Genomic DNA, 20,882 nt, shown 5'->3' on the forward strand with positions numbered 1-20,882 from the left:
CATCCCAAAAACCTGTTTCTCGTTTGCTCGGTCGGAATGAATCCGTGTAAAGTCACTAATCGATCCACCAAAGAGTAACGCAAAGTCGTTATCTCCAATGTGGTTCAGGGCCTGTAGCTCAGTTGGTTAGAGCACCTGGTTTACACCCAGGGGGTCGGGGGTTCGAGTCCCTCCGGGCCCACAAATCCGATGAGTCGGGACATAGGCGACAGTTTATGTCCCGACTCATTTCATTTACCTCAACGAAGACCTAGGTCAAAGATGATCTAGCCTTTCAATGCACGTGAGCTAAGTGCAGAGTTGGTTGAATGTGGCCGGGATAGTCCCGATGGTCGTCGGCAGTACAGTGTCGGCAGCCTTTAGTCTGCGTAGCTTTGCTTGTGGCTAAGGATCCTGTCCGTACTGGCCTCCGGAGTGAGGTCAAGCTTACGCAGTAACTGAGCATTGAGGGCGACCACAATTGTGGACAGTGACATGAGGATCGCGCCGACGCTCATCGGCATCACAAACCCAATGGGTGCGAGGATGCCGGCTGCGAGAGGCACCGAAATCAGGTTGTATCCGGCAGCCCACCACAGGTTCTGCTTCATCTTCCTAAAGGTGGCGCGTGACAGTTCGTAGACTGACAGCACTGAGCGGGGATCGGAGGAGGCAAGGATGACTCCGGCGGAGCCGATTGCTACATCGGTCCCGGCACCAATGGCGATGCCAACATCGGCTTGGGCCAATGCGGGTGCGTCATTGACGCCATCGCCCACCATGGCGACCTTGCGGCCCTCAGCCTGGAGTTCCTGGACCTTGGCGGCCTTGTCCTCAGGGCGGACGCCCGCGAAGACGCGATCAATGCCGAGGTCCTTGGCAACAGTGTCAGCAACTGCCTGAGCGTCACCGGTGATCATGACGACCTGCGAGCCTTGAGCGTGAAGAGCGTCAACGGCATCGCGAGACTCGGGACGGATTTCGTCAGCGAGTCTGAGACCACCAATCACTTCACCGTCTGCCAGTACATGGAGAATGATTGCGCCCTCTTCTCGCCACTGTTCAGCGATGGGAAGCTCCTGAGCGGAACGCTCCTCGAGCAGGTAAGGGCCACCGACTTCAATCGCTGTTCCGTTGACTGCGGCTTTGACGCCGACAGCAGGGGAGGAAGAGAAATCGGAGGAGGTTGGAACTTCAAGCTGACGATTCTGTGCGGCACCGGTAATGGCGCGAGCAAGCGGGTGCTCACTGCCTGCTTCAGCTGCTGCTGCCAGAGCGAGTACCGAGTTTTCGGTGTGGTCACCAACAGGTTCTATTCCGGTTACGGTGGGCTCGCCCTTGCTCAGGGTGCCGGTCTTATCGAACAGGACAGTATCGACGCTTCGCATCGATTCAAGAGCGAGACGATCCTTGATGAGGACACCGCCGCGCGCTGCACGTTCGGTTGCGATGGAGACAACCAAGGGAATGGCGAGTCCGAGAGCGTGAGGGCAGGCGATGACGAGCACGGTAATCGTTCGAACAACGGCTTCGTTCGGTGTGCCAACAAATGCCCAGACAATGGCTGTGATGATGGCCGCTCCGAGAGCAAACCAGAATAGCCAAGCTGCAGCCCTGTCTGCGATGCGTTGCGCACGTGACGAGGACGCTTGAGCATCAGAGACAAGCTTCTGGATTCCCGCTAGGGCAGTATCGTCACCGGTTGCTGTGACCTCGACCCTCAAGCCGGAGTCGGTGGCGATCGTGCCAGCCACGACATTGTCGCCGATTTCGCGGCGCACAGTTGTCGATTCACCCGTCACCATCGACTCGTCCATGGAAGCAGAGCCATCGACAATGCGACCATCGGCCGGTACGGATGAACCCGGGCGGACGATGACTACGTCGCCGACCATGAGATCAGCGGGGGACACCTTGATGACTTCATCGCCGTCCACCTTCTCTGCCTCATCCGGAAGCAGAGCAGCAAGTGAATCCAGGGCAGATGTGGTTTGAGCCAGTGACCTCATCTCAATCCAGTGCCCAAGGAGCATGATGACTACGAGGAGGGCAAGCTCCCACCAGAAGTTCAACTGGTGATTGAGCAGATTAAGAGAAGCACCCCAGGACGAGATGAAGGCGACGGTGATGGCCAGGCCGATGAGGAGCATCATGCCGGGCTGGCGCGAACGAATCTCGATGACAGCACCCGTCAGGAACGGCCAACCACCCCAGAGGTACATGATTGTGCCCAGAATTGGCGATACCCAAGGGGCCCACTCAGCATCTGGCACCTGGTAGCCAAGGAGATCAGCAAACATGTCGTTGAAAATGACAACGGGGATTGCCATGACGAGCATGATCCAGAACAGCCTGCGGAACTGGCCAACATGATCTCCGTGATCACCATGCCCGCCGTGTCCACCATGTCCTGAACCATGGTCGTGTCCTGCATGGCCGGCATGTGGCTTATGGCCCGAGTGGTCTCCAGGGGCTTGATCAGAGTCGATCACGGCCGCACCCTTGACGTGAGATTCGGTTCCACGACCGTGATGCTCGTGATGAGAGTCGTGCTCTGTGCTCATGTAGGTCCGCTTTCTCCTCTTTATTTGTCATCTGACTGGTCATTTACACTTCGACCATATACCCCCGAGGGGTATACGTCAATGCTTTGTGTCCGTATTTTCATGACCAAACCCGGCTCTTGTGGGCAGGTTCTGTCAGTGCCGTTGAGTCGAATACTGAATTCTTGAGAATAAGTCGGGAGTTAAAGGCGGAGTGCTTGCCTTAACTCACAAGATCCGTACCTGCTGCGGAGTTGAACCCGACAGCAGACTCATTGCAGAAACTTGGGATGTTGGATGGGGATACAGTTCGGACAAGGAGGTAATCATGGCGGACAAAGTGGCAAGTGTTGAGGAGTATTTGGATGGAGTGAATCCTGAGTTCCGCAGTGAACTCGAGCGGATACGCGAATTTGTAACCCATCTTGTTCCCGGTCTTGAAGAAACAATTAGCTATCGAATGCCGACCCTGAAATAGAAGAGGTGGGCTCTCGTCTATTTCACCGCTTCAAAGAAGCACATAAGCTTCTATCCATCATCGTGGGCGATCGATGAACTGAGGGACCGACTCGATGGATACAACACCACAGCGCACGCTGTGCAATTCACTCTAAAGAATCCGCTTCCGAAGGAGTTGATCGAAGACCGAGCGGGGGTTTATGTGCGTCAGATTGATGCTGAGTTGAACTAGAGAATGAGCGATCTCTGAACAGGCTGTAGCGAACGAGGAGAAGTCATCCTCGGAACAATGCTTACTTCAAATTGAAACTGATGAGTTTGCGTGTGAGTCAAATGGGAATTTGGCGAGGGTTGGGGATTTTACATTGACCTCGACAATTTCCTTGGTGGGTGAACGACTGTCAGTCCTCTTGGGACAAGCCTGAAGCCGAGCTGATCGTACGTGAAATCCGTAGGTGGAGGGGTGAACAATTCTGTCCACCCCTCCACCTACATCTACAGATCGGTTCTAGATAGTGACGACCGTCCTGCCGTGGCCGTGGCCGGTCTTAATACGAGCGAGAGCATCGGGTGCCTGGTCGAGCGGAACGACATGCGCCAACATCGGGTCAAGGGAACCGTCAGCGACAGCCGCCATCAACTCCTCCAGCATCGCTCTCAGATCAGCCTGTGCTTTTTCGTCGCCGTGGGAATGTGCGGCACCGAGCGCAATTTCGTGAAGCGAAACTGCGTAGGTGAATGGCTCGATCACGGAACCATCGGGCCGGCCTGCAATCGACACAAGCCCACCACCATGGACCAGTATGGAGAGGTTTTCGGTTGCGGATTCTGCACTGACCGTGTCGATAACGGCGTCCACCCCTCGGCTGTTGGTCAGTTCCTTGACGCGTTCCACCACGTTTTCCGTGCGGTAGTTGATGACCTCGTCCGCGCCGAGCTTCCTGACGCGTTCAATGTTTGCTTCAGAACAGGTGGTGATGACCTTTGCGCCCATCTTTTTCGCGAGCTGGATGGCATATCCACCAACGTCACCGGCACCGGCAGTGATGAGAATTGTTTGTCCGGCAGATACGTGAAGACGGCGGTGAACCGCCTGGAATGCTGTCATGCCAGCGCACGGGAGTGCGGCTGCCTGCTCGAACGTGACTTCGTCGGGGATGGTGGCGAGGATTGTGGCTGGCGCGGTGACGAACTCGGCGAGTCCGCCTTCTCGGCGCAGATCACCGTGGAAGACTACGTGCTGACCGATCTCGAATTCGGTAACTCCCTCACCGAGAGCCTCGATCGTTCCTGCTGCGTCGAGACCCAGCACGTGTGGCCAGGACCATGCAGGATTGCCGCCGCCAGCTACTCCCACATCAACCGGGTTGAGGCCGCAGGCATGGACGCGGATGAGAATTTCACCCGGTCCTGCGGTCGGTTCGTCAATTACACCGAGTCGGAGTGTGTCGGGAGTGCCCGGCTGGTCGAGCAGAATTGCCTTCAAGTACGGATCCTTTTGTGTTCCATGTGACTCGAGCAAGGTAGTCGCTCGTAGCGGAGAGTGAATACATCGCATGCTACTCGCGCTTGCTGTCTCCACCTGGTGGGTTCGCAACGGGTGAGATGGGGACTAAATTGACGTTCGAGAAGAGATTGATCGGTTCGCGTGGGTCGCCGGATTGACGGAAGTCTCCCCGTCCATCATGGTTAAATTGTGACACGAATTGAGCCTTCAGATCGGCCCACGGCCCGACACGTTCTCGGGGTTTTTACAAGGCTGGGACTGACCTCTTTCGGTGGGCCCGTTGCTCACCTTGGCTACTTCCGTGATGAATTCGTGAAGCGTAAGAACTGGTTATCTGACAGGGACTACGCGGACCTGGTGGCGCTGTGCCAATTCCTTCCCGGGCCCTCCTCCTCGCAGGTGGGGATGGCGATCGGCCTGCACCGTGCCGGCGGGCTGGGCATGCTCGCCGCCTGGATTGGTTTCACCCTTCCGTCAGCGATTCTGCTCGTTCTCTTTGCGGTTGGCCTGACAGCGGTCGGGGATACTGCCGGGGCGGGATGGTTGCTGGGACTCAAAGCCGCGGCAGTTGCCGTTGTCGCACACGCCGTCTGGGGCATGGCAAAGTCGCTCACACCCGATGCGAAGCGAGCAACGATCGCGCTTGTCACCCTCCTGATCGTCATCCTCTTCCCGGGGGTGCTTTCCCAAGTCATTGCCATCCTCGTTGCAGGGATTGTTGGCTGGCTCTGGTTGGGAGATTCTGAGAAACGGGATGACATTGTCTCTGACATCAAAGTTGGGATCCCGCGTGCCGTGGCAGTTATCTGCCTCGGCTTGTTTTTTCTCCTCCTCGTTGGACTTCCCCTTCTTGCGTCACTGACGTCCCAGCCCATTATTGGCCAGATTGATACCTACTACCGTGCTGGTGCCCTCGTGTTCGGTGGAGGTCATGTGGTTCTTCCGCTCCTCGAGGCAGAGACGGTACAAACCGGTCTTGTCACCCACGACCAGTTCTTGGCGGGATACGGGGCTGCGCAGGCTGTGCCAGGGCCACTGTTCACCTTCGCGGCCTACCTCGGTTACGTCTCCGTGGGCGGGGGAGTGGCGGGTGCTGTTGTCGCCCTGCTCGCAATCTTTCTCCCATCCGTTCTCCTCATCGTCGGCATCATCCCCTTCTGGGAAGGTCTCCGTCACCGCAGCCGGGTCCGCAGGGTCCTTTCCGGAGTTAACGCCGGCGTGGTCGGTATCCTTGCAGCCGCTCTCTATACTCCCGTCTTCACCTCGGGCATTACCGGACCCGAAACTTTTGGGGTCATGGCGGTGGCATTGGTGGCGCTCGCGGTCTGGAAGCAACCGGCGTGGCTGGTCGTGCTTGGATCCGCTCTCCTTGGACTGGTCTTTCTCTAATTCAGCTTGTGGCCGCGCTTGCTCTCAGGTGACTGGTGCGATCTCAGGATAGTTCGATAACCGCGTCCCACTCGTGGCTCTCGTCATTCCATGTCAGATCGCATTCCCAGTGCTGTTCCACTCGTCGGCGGGGTTGAATGAGAAAACTTTGCCGCTCAAGTGAGTGCCGTCAATCGTTTCGTAATCAAACTTCGTGTCAACCGGGTCGGTCATTTCGAGCTCGACTGCAAGCTCACACATGTCTTGACCGGTTTCAGGGCGCGCGGGGTCGTGAATGATCGCAGAAGGCGGCTCCTCGATGGTTGTTTGAGTGATCGACCAATTCTCACCCGACCAGTTCATCTCACAATTCCAGTGAATGGTGACCCGCTGATCTATCTTGTCCGCACCAACGGCTGATCCGCTCATGACATAACCGGATCCCATCGAATCTGCGGCTTCCTCAAGAGGTTCGTATTCGTCATCTCCGGTGAATTGCACCTGGTCAGGATTGACGACGGCTTCGAGTACGCTCTCCTGACACTGATTGGGTGCAGAGGTCAGATCATCCGGTGACGGGGTTGATTCAGCAGGAGGAGTGGTTGTCGGTGGCTCGGATGTCTCTGCATCCGTCGGCTCATCAGCCACCTCCGTCGTGTCGTCGGATGGTGTTTCGGGTGCCGGTTCGGTGGTTGGTGTCGTGCTTTCGGTTGGCTGCGTTGCTTGTTCGGTGGGTTCCTCACCGGTTTCGGTGCTATCCGAGCAACCAGCAAGGACGATCCCGGCGGCCGCCAGTGCCAGTAGTTTCCGTGTCATCGTGATCAGGAATTCCCTCAGCCTTGTATTTGCTGTCACATAACAGCCTAGGGAGGTTATTCGTGCTCGGCATGCGGAGAAAACGATTGAAACCGCTTACAAGACTGTTATCCCAACGAATAAACCGCATTAGGAAATGTCTGGAATGAGGTGCGGTTAGTAACAAGAAGCAGGTTAAGAATTGCCTGACTGGTGTCTCTTGGGGAGGTGGCACGTGCCGACCGTCGATGCGGTGCTTGTGGCCGTGCCAACCGTGAACTAGAGCCAGCCCATGGAGCCGAGAATGACGATCCAGGCTGCGAGGGTGATGAATGAGACGAGGATGGAAAGCATGACGATGGCGGTGCTGACGTCGGCCTCACCGTAGGGCTCGGCCAGGGAGGGCAGGATGGAATAGGTCGGTAGCGCACAGGTGATGATCGCGGCGGCCTTGAGCTCGATCGGCAGGTCCGGAAGCCCGATGGCGATGAGGAGGGTGAGGACGCCGATGGCGATGGCGGGCATGGCCACCAGCTTCCCGCTCACCGCAACAAAGACGTCGAGGAGAGCTCCCTTGATCTGTAGCCCGGCAAGGATCCCACCCACCGTGAAGAGCGCAAGGCCGGTCGTGGTGTTGGCGAGAAGATCCACCGATCGGCCGGCCCAGTCTGGCATGACAAATCCGATGGAGTTGAGGACGAGTGCGAGGGCGATTGCGATGACAAGGGGGTGGAGGAGGACTTCTCTCGCCGTGGTCTTGAGGCGCTGAATGAGAGAGCCGGAGCCGGTTGCGTGCTCGGCAAGGAACAGGGTGAGAGGGATGATGAAGACATTATCGACCAGCATGTCCATGCCGACCGCAACACCGGCCCATTCCGGTACGAGGATAAGGAAGATGGGAAGACCCATAAAACCGTTGTTCGTCCCCGCCATGCCAATACCCATGAAGGTGGCTCGTAGCTTGCTACGCTTCATCACCTTCGCATACAGGTAAGCGAGGCCAAACATGATGATCGCGGTCAGGGCATAGGTCAGCAAATAGGTGGGGCGAAAGATCTCGGATGCGGCCTTGCCGTAGACGTTGACGAACACGAGGATCGGGAGCGCAATCTTGACCACGAAAGTAGAGAGGATCGACATGTCCTCCCGCTTGAATGGACCGAATTGGACTGCAATGTATCCGACTCCCACCACAAGGAAGATCGGGACAATTGCCGACACGACGAGACTCAACGCCACTCACTTTCGTTTCAACATCCGGTTCCCGATCGACAGTGCACCGGACCCTACGGGTACACCCTAGGGCACACCGTTCCGATGTGACCTTACTTGCGAGGTTTTGCATTCGTCCTTAACGATATGCTGTCGCTCCGTCACGATCGAAGCACCAAAACCAGAATGGATTTTGTATCAATTGCTCCGGCGGTAGTGGATTGCCGCGGTTGCTAGGATCCCCTGCATGGTAACACTGCTCGTTATGAGGCATGCCAAATCATCCTGGAACACAGGGGTCGAGGACTCTCTGCGGCCCCTGAATAAACGTGGCCGGCGACAGGGAAATGCGGCGAGGCAGTACCTTGCCGAACAGCATCCTTCAATCGATACGGTTCTTTGCTCGCCGTCGACTCGCACTCGGCAGACCTGGAAACTCGTACAGGATGCTGGGATTGATGGGCCGGTGACCTATGTGGACGACATCTATGAAGCGGGTGTCACCAACCTGATTGCTGCCGTGCGAACTCTGGGAGATGGGGAGACGGTGTTGCTGATCGGGCACTTTCCCGGAGCGCATGACCTCGTCGAGTACTTGGCGGAGCCGGATGGGAGCCAGGCGTGGGAGAAGCTGGACGATGGATTCGTGACCAGCTCGATCGCCACGCTCACCATCCCCGTTCCGTGGGGACGTGTGAATGAGGGATGTGGAAGGCTCACCTCGTTCGTAGCGCCGGGCCGAGAATAGATGACGACGAATTTGACAGTTCAACGGTTGGGTATAAGTTGTTCAGTTTTGGCTCTTCGATGAATGCCAGGTGACGTTTGCCCGCGAAATGGGAACTGAGCTTACTGACGGCTACGATTGACGGAAAGCTTATCTGCGAGGGCTATAAAAAGAGGGGCTATGAAGAGGTCGCTGAGGCGCGAAGACTGGTTGACAATTCCCAATATCATCACCCTCGTTCGGCTCCTGCTCCTTATCCCCATCTGCTATCTGCTCGCGATCGATTCCAGCCCGGTCGTGACGGCGATCCTGCTCGTCACCTTTGGAGCAACCGACTGGATTGACGGCTACGTTGCTCGCCGGTTCAATCAGGTCAGCAAGGTCGGAGAGATCCTTGACCCCATTGCCGACCGTCTCGGCGTCGCGGTCATCGCCCTCTTTCTCGTCATCGGGCACCATTTGCCCGACTGGATTGCCTACGTGGTGATCGGAACCGATCTCACCCTCGCCATCATCTACCTGGTTTTCAAGGGAAAGTATCGAGCGAAGGTCAGCTATCTCGGTAAGGTGCGGACCGCGATCCTCATGGCAGGATTGCCGCTCACCGTGTTTGGTCGAATCTCCCAACTCAGCTTCCTTGGTTCGATTGGCGTCGTTGCCGCCGCGGTCGGTGCCATCCTCCACGCCATCACCGGCATCACCTACGCCGCGACCATCTTCAATATGCGCAGGGTGGACCGCACTACGGGTCAGGACTGATCGTATGTCGAGCCAGGACTGATCGTTAGCACCAGTTAAGGGATCGGCGGCCAGCATCCAAGCTTGAAGCGTGATTCGCTAGTCGAGCGGGTCGCGCGAGATTGGGCAGGTCATGCAATGGCCACCTCCGCGGCCCCGACCAAGCTCCGCCCCGGCAATCGTGATGACGTTGATCCCAGCGTTCCGCAGCGCCGAATTGGTCAGGGTGTTGCGATCGTAGGTGAAGACTGTGCCGGGTTCGAGGGCGACGGCGTTGTTGCCGGAGTCCCACTGTTGGCGCTCTGATTCGTACACGTTGCCCGCGGTTTCAACCGTGCGGAGTTTTGGAAGCCCCATCGCTTCGGCAACAACCTCAACAAAGTGACGCCCCTTCTCATCGAATACTTTAACTCCTGGTTCCCTCTCCGTGGGACGCAGGACGTAGGGGTGGATGGCGTCAACGATCTTGGGGTGGATTGTCACGAGGTCACGGTCGGCAAAGGTGAGGACGGTATCGAGGTGCATGGCGGCACGTAGCCTCGGCATTCCTGCAACGACGATTTCGGTGGCTGCCTCCGCCTCGAAGAGGGATGCTGCGAGGGAGGTGAGTGCTTGGTGGGAGGTTCGTTCGCTCATCCCGATCAGAACAACACCGTTTCCGACGGGCATGACATCTCCGCCTTCTAGATGAACTTTCGCCCAGTCGGTATCGGAGCCACCCCACCAGCGAACCGAGTCCCGATAGCTCTCGTGAAACGTGTAGATCGCCTCCATGAGCAACGTTTCCTCTTTCCGTGCCGGATAGTAGAGGGGATTCATCGTCACCCCACCGTAGATCCACGCCGTGGTGTCACGCGTGTACAGCATGTTTGGCAGGGGTGGGAGTAAATACTCGCTATCGACGGGGACGTCCCGTGAGAGGGCCATGTGTCCGCTCCGGTACTCGGAGGGTAGTTCGGCCGTGGCAAGCCCGCCGATTAGGAATCTCGTGAGGTCGGTAGGGGAGATGGAGTCCAGGTAGGTGCGGGTACCGTCAACGAGCCCGATCCCGACCCGGTTCGGGTGGACCTTGCGGTCGAGCAACCATGCTCGTGCTTCCGGTATTGCCATGGTTTCAGCCAGCAGGTCATGCAACTCGACAACCTCAACGCCCTGGCCCTGCATCTTCTCCACGAAGTCGCGGTGGTCGCGCTTGGCTGCTTCGACCCACATGACGTCATCGAACAGGAGCTCATCGGAATTCGTTGGGGTGAGTCGTTCGTGGGCGAGTCCCGGCCGGCACACGAGGACCTTACGGAGCCTGCCCACTTCGGAATGGACGCCGTGTGCTACCGCGGGTGTCGCCGCTGTACCAGGATCGTGCTTGGAATCGGGTCCGGTTGCGTGGGAACTGGTGGTGCCGGCTGTTGTGTGTGCCATGCGGGCTACTTTGTCACAGCTGTCAGCGAATGTCAGGCGGACCGCCCCTCCGTGGCCAAACTGCCACGCAAAGGAAATGACTGGGGAAGGGTATGAAGGGAGTGAGAATTCAACCATTCCGGATGAGCCATGCGCGTGTATTCTGACCGGATCCAGGCGCCTAGTCCGTGCCGGTTTCCCTTGTCAGGACACCGATGACATCACCGTCTGCGTTGGAGATCGAGAGGGTGTTGCCGCTGAGCTGTCCCGTGTCTAAACCGGTCAGCCACATATCCACATTCATGCAGAACATGCGGGTGGAAGCGACCTGGTGAAAGGCGACCGTTGCACCCTTCTTGGACCACGATCCCACCATGGCGTTGCAGCCGTCGTTTCCCGTGAGCCTGCCATCCTCATGGAACTCCAGAAAGGCCTGAGGAGGGTCGGTGGCGCTCCATCGACCGAGCGGTGAAGTGATTCCTAGCAGTCCTGCGGCAATCACCTCGGACACTCTCTTGCTCTGTTCACTCACCGTTCAATCCCTTCGCTCAATGCCGCGTTTTCAAGTCCCATCATGACAGATCGGGAATGCGAAGAGTCACCATATGCTGGACAAAGTGCTGATCTAGATTCCCAGAACGGTCTTGGCAATGAGGAAGTACACGACAAGACCGGTGGCATCGACAAAGGTGGTGATGAACGGGTTGGAGAAGACCGCGGGATCAACCCCGAGAAGCCGCGCAATGATTGGCATGATCCCACCAACCGCCGCTGCCATCGTACACACCACGGCAAGAGTCAGCCCGATGGTCAGCCCGATGCTCGGACCATAAATAGCGCCCGTAATGATGCCGCCGAGGATCCCGAGGATGCCTCCCATCAGCAATCCCACGCTCAGTTCCCGCACCAGCACTTTCGCGATATCTCGATTCTCAATATCCCCCAAAGCAAGCGCGCGGGTGATCGTGGTGGATGCCTGATTACCGGTGTTGCCGCCCGTTCCGATGAGGAGTGGAACGAAGAGGGCGAGGGCCGTGACCTGAGCCAACTCAGATTCGAAAATGGAGAGAACCTGGACGGTGAGGGTGGCTCCGATTGCCAGAACGAGAAGCCAGACAATGCGGGAGCGAACGAGGGACCGGACCGGGGTTGAGAAATACGGCTTCCCCAAAGGATCGGTACCGCCCTGGCGGGCAGAGTCTTCCGACTCCTCCTGCTCAATAATCCGACCAGCATCATCCACCGTCACAATACCGACGAGCCGATTCTCATCATCAACGATGGGCAGAGCAAGGAGCCTTCGATCAATGATGAGACGTGCTGTGTCCTCCGCGGACGAATAGGCGCTCGCGACCCTCGCCTCCCGCATGATGCTCCCAATGAGGGTATCGGGCTCGTGGCGCAGCAAATCACGCAAACTGACGATGCCCAGGACGTGACGACCGTTGTCAACGACAGGAATGGTGTAGATCGTTTCCGCTTCATCAATGTGCTGCTGCACCCGTTGCAGGGTGTGTTCCACGGTGTAGGTGTCCCTGGTTGATACATACTCGGGGGACATGCGGCGGCCGATTGAGCCCGGTTCGTAGCCGAGAACGATGCTGGTGAGCCGCCGCTCATCAGGCGTCAATCCGCTGAGCAGTCTCGTTGCTGCGGTTGCCGGCAGTTCGTCGAGAATCCACGCTCGATCATCGGGGTCCAATTCGGCAAAGAGGGAGGCCACTTCCTCACCTTGTAGGGCTTCAATGAGGTCACCCTGCTGTTTGGGGGAGAGAAGATCAAAAACCCCGGCCGCACGATCCTTTTCCAAAAGCCGATAGAACACGGCCTGGCTCGCAACCGGCAGGCGTTCGAAAACTGTCACGGTCTCGTCGACGTTTGCGGGTTCGATGAGCTCCTGGACAGCGGTCCAGTCTTGGCGGGCGAGGAGGTCTTGAATCGTACCTTGGAGGGCAGTCAAAGATTGGCGCATGGTGGTCCTTCACGTGGGGAGATGGTTACTCACGAGTCCGCGCCCTCCCTGGAAGTTACCGGCAGGATCCATCCTGCCTACATGTGTGGGTGCCTAGGCCCTAAAAATTGAGGAGAGCGCGCTGAATGATCGGTGGCGGGAACTATCAGAATTCATGTCCCTCACCTCGCTCTCGTCTAGCCCAAATCAAATACCACCATATCAAGCCCCCACATTCATGCCATCTCGAAGGTGAGGATTGTCATGACAAGTCAAGCAGATCCGGAGAACCCCGGGTTTTGCAGTGAAGAGAGATAGAGAGGAGAAGAAAGAAGAAGAGAGAAGCGGTGAGGATCTGCTAGGGGCGTTGTGAAAGTGACGCGGAGCGGTAACGGGATAGCGGAGTCGTGAAGAAGCGGTGTGGTGATAGATGAAAGGTGGGGTCTTTCCTCGACTAGTTAGTCAGAGAAAGACCCCACCTCAATTCACCAAACCGATTACGGTCTGCTGTTTGGCTAGGGGGCTACGTGCTTGCCCTTCTTTTCGGAGCCGCCATCTGCCTTGTCTTCGAACTCCTGGTCAGCGGAGCCGTCCGAGCCGGCATTATCAGTTCCAACAGCATTCTCCTCAGCTTGCTGCTGGAACGATGCTCCTTCCACGTCAACTGAGGGAAGGATCTTGTCGAGCCAGGCCGGAATCCACCAGGCTTTCTCTCCGAAGATTGAGAGCGCGGCGGGAATGAGGCTCATCCTCACCACGAACGCATCGAGGAGAATACCGAAGGCAAGACCGAAACCAATCGGCTTGATCATCGTCATCTCGGAGAAGATGAAGCCGGCGAAGACGGAGAACATGATGAGGGCGGCGGCGATCACGACCGCACGACCCGCGTACAGTCCGTCCGTCACGGCCTTCTTGGCTGGGCGGCCGTGCGCCCACGACTCACGCATGCCCGTCGTGAGGAACAGCTGGTAGTCCATCGCCAACCCGAACAGGATGCCAACGAGAATGATCGGCAGGAACGAGAGGATCGGACCCGGATTGTCAACACCGAAGATGTCGGAGAGCCAGCCCCACTGGTAGATCGCAACGACCGAACCCATGGCTGCGAGTGCCGAGAACAGGAACCCGACAGTTGCCAGGAGCGGCACGAGGATCGAACGGAACACAATGACGAGAAGGACTAACGAAATGAGGATAACGACCGCCAGGTAGACCGGCAGCACCTCGGCCAAGTTCTCCGACACGTCGATCTGCATGGCTGTCTGACCCGTGACATCGAGAGTGATCTCGTTGCCCTCAATGGTGAGAGGTGACATGTCACGAATGGTGTGGACGAGGTCCTCCGTTTCCACATCCGAGGGACCGGTGGTGCCGATGACCTGGAAGACGGCCATGTCACCATCCTCGGAGGCACCGGCCGGCAGAACCGACACGATTCCCTCCGTGGCAGACAGTTCCTCACCAATCTGCAGGATCGTTTCCTGCCGCGCTGCCTCGTCGAGTCCGCTCGGCAGATCGGCGGCCACAATGTGTGGGCCGTTGCGTCCGGGACCGAAAGCCTCCGAGGTAATCATGTAGCTTTCGTAAGCATCCGAACCCGGATCCTCATTCGAACCATCGGGCAGTCCCAGCCTCATCGAGAAGAAGGGGATCGCGAGAACGCCAAGAACAACGAGCGAGACAATGGTCGTGGCCCACGGGTGGCGGACAGGGAGCGGAACCGGCTTCGAGTCATTGGCCTCGTGAACCGCGACAATTCGGTCGAGTTCCTGAGCCTGCTTGCGCTGCTTCTTGGGAAGCACACGGTATTCCATGAGGTGCAGGATCGCGGGAGTCAAAGTGATTGTCAGAAGAACGGCGATGAGGATCGCGAGCGCCGCGACGTTACCCAGAACGCCGAGGAACGGGATGCCAACGAGGTTGAGTGCGACGAGGGCGATGATGACGGTGGAGCCGGCGAAGACAACGGCGTTGCCGGAGGTGCCGACCGCGAGACCAATCGAGTCATCGATCTGGTAGCCGCGCAGTAGCTGCCGGCGGTGTCGGTTGACGACGAACAGGGTGTAGTCGATGCCGACCGCGAGACCCAGCATAATGCCGAGAATCGGGGAGATCTGGTGCATCTCAATCACACCCGCAAGCGCCTGGGTGATCATGACCGTGATGCCCACGCCCACGAGGGCGGTGAGGATGGGGAGGGTTGCGGGCAGGATCGCGCGCAGCATGACGAGAAGAACAATGGCGGCAACGAGCAAGCCAATGGCTTCGGTGGGGCCAAAGATGTTCGAGATGTCGGACGCGATTGCTTGCGAGTAGTAGATGAGCACACCGGAGTCACCGGCCTGGTCGATCGCGGCCCGGAGCCCGTCACGGGTCTCGCTTGTGACTGACATGCCGTCACCGTCGAAGGTGATGGTTGCGATGGCGGCGGTGCCGTCCTCGGAAATGACGGAGTAGTCGCCAACGATGTCGAGTGTTCTCTGAGCGGTCTCCAGCTGGGCCAGACCGTTATCGATCTCGGTCTGTCCGGCCTCTGCCTGGGCACGTGCCGTATCGAGTTGAGCCTGCTGGGAATCGAGCTCCGCCTCGGCCTCGTCAAGGGCTGTGACCTGGGCCTGGAGTTCTTGCACCTGTGCTGCTACGTCCGCCGGTAGCTGGTCCGTCGGCACGTCCGGTACCTGCGCCAGGGCCTCATCGAGCTGTGCGCGTCCCGCCTCGAGTTCGCCACGGGCCTGGTCGAGCTGTTCCTGACCGGACTCGAGCTCAGCGAGGCCAGCATCGATCTCTTCCTGGCCGGCGGTGAGCTGCTCACGGCCGGATTCGGCCTCGGCGAGCTGCTTCTCCATTTCCTCCGCGCTTACGAATGGATCGGTGACGGCAAAGATGCCATCTACCTTCTCCGCCTCCGACAGTGCGGTTGAGATCGCGGTGATCTGCTCCTCCGACAGAGGGTCGCTGCTTTCAGAGGTAAAAGTGATGGTTCCCGTGCCCTTCGCTGCCTCGGGTAGTTCTGATTCGAGACGGTCGGCCAAGTCCTGCGACCTGGTTCCGGGAATGGAGAGCTCGGATGAGTAGGTGCCGCCCGCGAAGGTGCCGAGCAGGATGGCGCCGACAAGCAGCAGCGCCCATATCCCAATAACGAACGGGGAATGTGTGGCGCTTCCGCGACCGAGTCGCTGAAGGAATGAAGCCATGAAAGTGACCTTTCGATTGGTTGGCAGAGCTGACTTGAGACGATTGGGTGATTGCGGTGAAAGAACTAGGTGCGGTCGGCGAAACCGTGGCGGACATTGTCAAGGGCTCTCTTGTTGAGAGCCTCCCAGTGCGAGCGGGAACCGGAGTCGACCAGGGTTCCGTGGGCCCAAATAGACTGGGCGGTTTGGATTGCGGAGATAATCGCGTGAGCGAGAAACACGCCATCAACCGGGTTGAGTGAGGGCACATATGTCCGCAGGACACGGTCGAGGATCTCGCTGGATTCCTCAATGATCTGGCTCGACCACGACAGGGTGTTCATGTGGCGAGGATCCGTGGATAGGACCTCCGTGACGTGACCGAGGTACCGGAAGGACAGGTCGGAGTTGAGGGCCTCACCGAGTTGCGTGAGAAAATCGTCGACCGAATCAATGTCGTCGAAAATGTCTTCGATCTGGTCGATGAGGTCCTCGATCAGGGAGGTGAGGTAGGCGTAAACCGCACTGTCTGCCGTGTGGAAGTGATTGAAGATCGAGCGGCGGGACGTGCCAGCTGCGTCAGCGAGCTCCGCGACAGTAAAGTTCCCCATGCCTCGCGTTGAGGCAAGTTCGCCAGCGGCAGCGACAATCGCGCGGCGATTGCGCTCCTTCACTGACTCGGGGTGTCCTGATTTGTCCATGCGCACCTGACCACTCTAAAGATCGAATTGCACTGAGTGCAAATGTTTCTGATGTGACCTTGTCGACCTGGTGGCAACGCTCCCAGTCTGCACCCAGACAAGGGAATTCCCTAAAGATGTTGAGCGTGGAATCAGACCGCTCGGTCGTGTTGGTAGGGGCTTGGAGGATCGAATGAGCGGCGGCCTGTCCGGGATGTCTGAACTGCCCGTTTGTGGTGTGTTTCCGGGGATTTAGGTCCCACGGGTTCGCTGTTTTCTTTTCCTAGAGTGAAGGTGACGATGCTAGGAGAGGCACAATGGCACAAGAGACGTCAATCGAACCGTGGGAACAGCGGCGATTGCCCCGCAGTAGCAATGCCCCGGGTTTGGATCAGGAAGCGCTCGATCGGGGTCGTGTTGAACCTCGACACGTTATTCCTCAGGTCCGCCCCAGCAACTGGACATTGAAGGTCACCGCAGCAGTGACGGGATCGTTGCTCGCACTGTTCGTGATCGTGCACATGGTGGGCAACCTCAAGGTGTATCAGGGACCGGAAAGCTTCAATGCTTACGCACATTGGCTCAAGGTGGCGGGATATCCGCTGCTGCCGAAGATGGGCCTGCTGTGGATCGTGCGAGGGGTCATGGGTACCTCCCTCATCCTCCACATCTGGTCCACCCTCCTCATCCGATACCGGGGGTACAGGCTGAGAGGTGGCCGGAAGAAACCGCAGCTGAGGGCTGGGTCGTTCGTTTCGCGGCTCATGCTCTGGACAGGAATTGTTCTCCTGCTCTTCATTTTTATTCACATCCTTGATCTGACGACGGGGCAGGCGAATAGCGGGTTCCAGGCACCAACCGCGACCGAATCTTTCGCGTACGAGAACCTCGTTCATTCAATGAGCCAGCCGCTCTTCGCGGTGATCTACATGGTGGCCATGGGCGCACTCGCCCTCCACCTCGTGCACGGCCTGTGGCTGATCGTGACGGACCTGGGAGTAACGGGGGAGCGGACCAGGAAGATCTGGCAGGCAATTGCCCACCTGCTCGCCGTTGTCGTTGCCCTCGTCAACATGTCGATACCCCTTGCCGTCCTGCTTGGAGTGGTGTCATGAGGCTCGGTTTGGCTCGACAAAAGTCTAAGAAAACAAGATTTGGTGTGAAGAACAAGAAGAGAAATAGGGACGTGGGAGCCGTGCGAGAACGTAGTGAAGAAGTCCGCGGGTCAATGTCGATCCGCGGATCCCATCCGGGCCACGATCACGGCTCTGTTAAAACGGATGCGGTGGTGACCGATGGGCCGAAAGTTCGTCCCGGAACGATCCTCGATGCGGCGGAGCCTGCCGGGCCTGCAGAGCAGGCTTGGGCGAATGCGAAGCAGGGCTACAAGCTCGTTGGCACTTCGAACCGCCGCAAGTTCACGGTCATTGTTGTGGGCACCGGCCTGGCCGGTGCGGGAGCAGCAGCAACGCTTGCCGATCTCGGCTATCACGTCATCTCCGTGACCTATCACGATGCTGCGCGCCGGGCCCACTCGGTTGCTGCCCAGGGCGGCATCAATGCCGCGCGGGGCCGCAAGGTCGATAACGACTCGGTTGCTCGCTTTGTGAAGGACACCGTTAAGGGAGGTGACTTCCGTGGCCGGGAGAAGGAAGCCTACCGGCTGGGAGAGATCTCATCCCAGGTCATTGACCATCTCAACGCTGTCGGAGTGCCCTTCGCTCGCGAATACGGTGGCTCCCTCAACACCCGCTCCTTCGGTGGCGTCCAGGTTTCCCGCACCTACTACACGCGCGGACAAACCGGACAGCAACTCCAGGTCGCAGCATCCGCCGAACTTGCTCGCAAGGTCAATGACGGCATGGTGACCCAGTACGTGCGCCACGAAATGGTCGACCTCATCGTGGAGGACGGCAGGGCGAGGGGAGTGATCGTTCGCAACCTCGTGACGGGCGAACTCAAGCCGTTGCTCGGCCACGCGGTCGTTCTTGCCACGGGTGGATACGGAAACATCTACTACCGGTCCACGCTGGCAAAGAACTCGAATGCGTCGGCAGCATGGCGGGCGCATCGCCGAGGTGCGCACATGGCAATGCCCTCGTTCATTCAGTTTCACCCGACTGCGCTCCCCATCTCGACCGAATGGCAGTCGAAAACGATCCTCATGAGTGAATCGCTCCGCAACGACGGTCGGATCTGGGTCCCGAGGGACCCGGGGGATGAAAGGGGCGCGAACGAGATCCCGGATGATGAACGGGACTACTATCTGGAACGCAAGTACCCAGCATTTGGCAACCTCACGCCCCGAGACGTTGCCTCCCGAGCGGCGAAAGAAATGATTGATGCTGGCCACGGGGTCGGTCCGCTCAAAAACTCCGTCTATCTCGACTTCCGTGACGCCATTGCCAGGCTTGGCAAGGATGAGATCGCTGCTCGGTACGGGAACCTGTTTCACATGTACACCGACGCCACGGGTGAGGACCCGTACACGGTGCCCATGAGAATCGCACCCGGAGCCCACTTCACCATGGGAGGGCTGTGGACCGACTACCAGCTTATGACCTCCATCCCCGGACTCTTTGCGGCCGGCGAGGCAGGTTTTGCCTACCACGGAGCCAACAGGCTCGGAGCAAACTCGTTGCTCTCGGCCTGTGTTGATGGCTGGTTCACCATCCCGACAACGGTCCCGAACTACCTGGCACAGCATCTGGGTGAGGCGCTTCCAGAGGCCGACAGCCCGGCCGTGAAACAAGCATTGGATAACTCGTACGATAGGTTCGATCGCCTACTCGCCATCAATGGGAAGACCCCGCCGCGGGACTTTCACCGCCGTCTGGGCGAAGTTCTGTATGCCGGATGTGGGGTGGCGCGTAGCGCCGAATCCCTTACCTCCGCCATCACCAAGATCCGGCAGATCCGCGAAGAATTCTACGAGGACCTCCTCATTGCTGGACCGGTTGATCGAGTGAATCAGGAACTGGAGTATGCGGGACGGGTGGAAGACTACCTGCAACTTGCCGAGGTCCTGTGCGTCGATGCGTACGACCGTGACGAATCGTGCGGTGCGCACTTCCGGACCGAACACCAAACCGAGACGGGAGAAGCCAAGCGAGACGACGAGAATTGGGCTCATATCTCGGCCTGGGAAACCAGCGGGTGGCCGAACGAACCGGCCTTTACCCGTCACACCGAACCACTAACCTTTGAAGCCGTCCCGTTAGAAGTGAGGGATTACCGATGAAACTAACCGTCAACGTGTGGCGACAGGGCGGTCCCGCCGAGAAGGGAAAGTTCGAGAAACACGAAGTCACCGAGCTGGAACCGTCACTGTCAGTCCTTGAACTGCTGGATAAGATGAACGACGACATCGTGAAGGGCGGGGGAGAACCCGTGGCCTTCGAATCCGACTGTCGCGAAGGCATCTGTGGTGCCTGCGGAATCGAAGTGGATGGGCGGCCCCACGGGCCGGTCTCGAACACTCCCGCCTGCCATCAACGACTCTCGTCATTTAACGATGGTGACACGGTGACGATCGAACCACTCTCGTCGGGGGCATACCCGGTCATCAAGGACCTCATGGTCGAACGTGGAGGACTGACCGACGTCCTCGAATCGGGTGGTCACGTCCAAGTTGCCGCGGGAACGGCGCCCGAGGCTGACTCCGATCGGATCACTTACGACACGGCAGAAACAGCGCTCGACTTCGCTGCCTGCATCGGCTGCGGCGCGTGCGTTGCAGCATGCCCCAACGAATCGGCAAACCTGTACGTTGGAGCCAAGCTCGCGCACCTCTCGATGCTCCCCATTCCGGCCTCCGAAAGAGGCAAGCGTGCGAAGGCGATGGTGGAAACCGCAGATGAAAACTTCGGTCCGTGCTCGTTGCACGGGGAGTGTGCGAAAGTCTGCCCCGCAAACATACCTCTTGTCGCCATCTCCTACGCCAACCGCGAGCGCATTCGAGCAGGCCTGCGAGGGAGTAACGACTAAAGAGTCTCGAAAAATCACGCCGCAAGCGTTGGTGGTGGAGACTCAAGAGCTCGGAAGTCGCGAGTAAAGTCTGTGATCGCGTTCTATTTCCATGGCGGGGCGCTGACTTGACCGCCCCGCCGCTCTTCATGCTGGTCGTTCCTCACCTGGACTTCTCGTGGTTACTTCTCGGACTTAGCTCGTCTGAGTATCGGTGTTGCCTACAGAATCGGTAGCTGACGCTGGTGTTACCGGACAGGCGCGGAAGAAGACGGACAGTAGACCGCCCGAAATGTTGTGCCAGACAGAGAAAACTGCTGCGGGAAGTGTCGAGCTTGTTGCTTGTCTCGAACAGCTTTCACAAGGTCAGTAACTGGGAACGA

Annotated in this window: 16 protein-coding genes and 1 tRNA gene; 8 read left to right on the forward strand and 9 right to left on the reverse strand. The window is 58.3% G+C overall.

Features of this window, described 5'->3' with window-relative positions:
* Window positions 1–107 precede the first annotated feature (107 nt).
* Window positions 108–181 (forward strand) — tRNA-Val (locus BN1241_RS10125).
* A gap of 178 nt (window positions 182–359) precedes the next feature.
* Here BN1241_RS10125 and BN1241_RS10130 read toward each other — a convergent pair.
* Window positions 360–2,543, reverse strand: a complete 2,184-nt coding sequence (locus BN1241_RS10130) for a heavy metal translocating P-type ATPase (RefSeq protein WP_082418315.1) — start codon at window positions 2,541–2,543, stop codon at window positions 360–362.
* Window positions 2,544–2,850: 307 nt separating this feature from the next.
* Between BN1241_RS10130 and BN1241_RS12885 the strand changes: the two genes are divergently transcribed.
* Entirely contained in the window at window positions 2,851–3,000 is a 150-nt protein-coding gene (locus BN1241_RS12885) for a DUF1801 domain-containing protein (RefSeq protein ID WP_147599404.1), read from the forward strand.
* Window positions 3,001–3,489: 489 nt separating this feature from the next.
* Here the strand turns inward: BN1241_RS12885 and BN1241_RS10135 are convergent, their stop codons facing one another.
* Window positions 3,490–4,467 (reverse strand): zinc-binding dehydrogenase, encoded by a 978-nt coding sequence (locus BN1241_RS10135; RefSeq protein ID WP_054953464.1) that lies wholly within the window; start codon window positions 4,465–4,467, stop codon window positions 3,490–3,492.
* A gap of 210 nt (window positions 4,468–4,677) precedes the next feature.
* On the opposite strand from BN1241_RS10135, the gene chrA reads away from it, so the two are divergent.
* Window positions 4,678–5,877, forward strand: a complete 1,200-nt coding sequence (gene chrA, locus BN1241_RS10140) for a chromate efflux transporter (protein WP_222704442.1) — start codon at window positions 4,678–4,680, stop codon at window positions 5,875–5,877.
* Between the two features lie 93 nt (window positions 5,878–5,970).
* Here the strand turns inward: chrA and BN1241_RS10145 are convergent, their stop codons facing one another.
* Entirely contained in the window at window positions 5,971–6,672 is a 702-nt protein-coding gene (locus BN1241_RS10145; protein WP_054953465.1) for a hypothetical protein, read from the reverse strand.
* A gap of 258 nt (window positions 6,673–6,930) precedes the next feature.
* Window positions 6,931–7,872 (reverse strand): AEC family transporter, encoded by a 942-nt coding sequence (locus BN1241_RS10150; protein ID WP_187117629.1) that lies wholly within the window; start codon window positions 7,870–7,872, stop codon window positions 6,931–6,933.
* A 238-nt stretch (window positions 7,873–8,110) separates the two neighbouring features.
* Here BN1241_RS10150 and BN1241_RS12410 point away from each other — a divergent pair, with 238 nt between their 5' ends.
* The gene (locus tag BN1241_RS12410; protein ID WP_077138359.1) at window positions 8,111–8,611 is read left to right on the forward strand and encodes a SixA phosphatase family protein; all 501 of its coding nucleotides are present in this window, start codon (window positions 8,111–8,113) and stop codon (window positions 8,609–8,611) included.
* Between the two features lie 159 nt (window positions 8,612–8,770).
* Window positions 8,771–9,349, forward strand: a complete 579-nt coding sequence (locus tag BN1241_RS10160) for a CDP-alcohol phosphatidyltransferase family protein (RefSeq protein WP_054953468.1) — start codon at window positions 8,771–8,773, stop codon at window positions 9,347–9,349.
* A 78-nt stretch (window positions 9,350–9,427) separates the two neighbouring features.
* On the opposite strand, the gene BN1241_RS10165 is transcribed toward BN1241_RS10160, so the two are convergent.
* The 5 genes from BN1241_RS10165 to BN1241_RS10185 all read right to left on the reverse strand — a co-directional run bounded on the left by BN1241_RS10165 (window position 9,428) and on the right by BN1241_RS10185 (window position 16,554).
* The gene (locus BN1241_RS10165) at window positions 9,428–10,747 is read right to left on the reverse strand and encodes an arginine deiminase (RefSeq protein ID WP_082418316.1); all 1,320 of its coding nucleotides are present in this window, start codon (window positions 10,745–10,747) and stop codon (window positions 9,428–9,430) included.
* A gap of 160 nt (window positions 10,748–10,907) precedes the next feature.
* Window positions 10,908–11,258: an META domain-containing protein gene (locus BN1241_RS10170; RefSeq protein ID WP_082418317.1), complete on the reverse strand. Its 351-nt coding sequence runs from the start codon at window positions 11,256–11,258 to the stop codon at window positions 10,908–10,910.
* Between the two features lie 93 nt (window positions 11,259–11,351).
* The gene (mgtE, locus tag BN1241_RS10175) at window positions 11,352–12,698 is read right to left on the reverse strand and encodes a magnesium transporter (protein WP_054953470.1); all 1,347 of its coding nucleotides are present in this window, start codon (window positions 12,696–12,698) and stop codon (window positions 11,352–11,354) included.
* A gap of 494 nt (window positions 12,699–13,192) precedes the next feature.
* Entirely contained in the window at window positions 13,193–15,874 is a 2,682-nt protein-coding gene (locus BN1241_RS10180; RefSeq protein ID WP_054953471.1) for an MMPL family transporter, read from the reverse strand.
* A 65-nt stretch (window positions 15,875–15,939) separates the two neighbouring features.
* Window positions 15,940–16,554 (reverse strand): TetR/AcrR family transcriptional regulator, encoded by a 615-nt coding sequence (locus tag BN1241_RS10185; protein ID WP_054953472.1) that lies wholly within the window; start codon window positions 16,552–16,554, stop codon window positions 15,940–15,942.
* A gap of 296 nt (window positions 16,555–16,850) precedes the next feature.
* Between BN1241_RS10185 and BN1241_RS10190 the strand changes: the two genes are divergently transcribed.
* From BN1241_RS10190 to BN1241_RS10200, 3 genes are all read left to right on the forward strand, one after another.
* Window positions 16,851–17,648, forward strand: coding sequence for a succinate dehydrogenase cytochrome b subunit (locus BN1241_RS10190; protein WP_082418318.1), 798 nt, complete (start codon window positions 16,851–16,853; stop codon window positions 17,646–17,648).
* 113 nt (window positions 17,649–17,761) lie between these two features.
* Window positions 17,762–19,774: a fumarate reductase/succinate dehydrogenase flavoprotein subunit gene (locus BN1241_RS10195; protein ID WP_082418319.1), complete on the forward strand. Its 2,013-nt coding sequence runs from the start codon at window positions 17,762–17,764 to the stop codon at window positions 19,772–19,774.
* Complete coding sequence (locus BN1241_RS10200; protein ID WP_054953473.1) at window positions 19,771–20,520, forward strand: succinate dehydrogenase/fumarate reductase iron-sulfur subunit; 750 nt, start codon at window positions 19,771–19,773, stop codon at window positions 20,518–20,520. The genes BN1241_RS10195 and BN1241_RS10200 overlap by 4 nt, the downstream gene beginning before the upstream one ends.
* The last annotated feature ends 362 nt before the right edge of the window (window positions 20,521–20,882 follow it).

The sequence above is a fragment of the Flaviflexus massiliensis genome (genome assembly GCF_001375495.1).
Taxonomy (GTDB): domain Bacteria; phylum Actinomycetota; class Actinomycetes; order Actinomycetales; family Actinomycetaceae; genus Flaviflexus; species Flaviflexus massiliensis.

Excerpts from the sequence above, each read along its gene's own strand:
- BN1241_RS10130 (WP_082418315.1), bottom strand. The coding sequence starts at position 2,543 with ATGAGCACAGAGCACGACTCTCATCACGAGCATCACGGTCGTGGAACC.
- BN1241_RS12885 (WP_147599404.1), top strand. The coding sequence starts at position 2,851 with ATGGCGGACAAAGTGGCAAGTGTTGAGGAGTATTTGGATGGAGTGAAT.
- BN1241_RS10145 (WP_054953465.1), bottom strand. The coding sequence starts at position 6,672 with ATGACACGGAAACTACTGGCACTGGCGGCCGCCGGGATCGTCCTTGCT.
- BN1241_RS12410 (WP_077138359.1), top strand. The coding sequence starts at position 8,111 with ATGGTAACACTGCTCGTTATGAGGCATGCCAAATCATCCTGGAACACA.
- BN1241_RS10160 (WP_054953468.1), top strand. The coding sequence starts at position 8,771 with ATGAAGAGGTCGCTGAGGCGCGAAGACTGGTTGACAATTCCCAATATC.
- BN1241_RS10165 (WP_082418316.1), bottom strand. The coding sequence starts at position 10,747 with ATGGCACACACAACAGCCGGCACCACCAGTTCCCACGCAACCGGACCC.
- mgtE (WP_054953470.1), bottom strand. The coding sequence starts at position 12,698 with ATGCGCCAATCTTTGACTGCCCTCCAAGGTACGATTCAAGACCTCCTC.
- BN1241_RS10180 (WP_054953471.1), bottom strand. The coding sequence starts at position 15,874 with ATGGCTTCATTCCTTCAGCGACTCGGTCGCGGAAGCGCCACACATTCC.
- BN1241_RS10185 (WP_054953472.1), bottom strand. The coding sequence starts at position 16,554 with ATGGACAAATCAGGACACCCCGAGTCAGTGAAGGAGCGCAATCGCCGC.
- BN1241_RS10190 (WP_082418318.1), top strand. The coding sequence starts at position 16,851 with ATGGCACAAGAGACGTCAATCGAACCGTGGGAACAGCGGCGATTGCCC.
- BN1241_RS10195 (WP_082418319.1), top strand. The coding sequence starts at position 17,762 with ATGTCGATCCGCGGATCCCATCCGGGCCACGATCACGGCTCTGTTAAA.
- BN1241_RS10200 (WP_054953473.1), top strand. The coding sequence starts at position 19,771 with ATGAAACTAACCGTCAACGTGTGGCGACAGGGCGGTCCCGCCGAGAAG.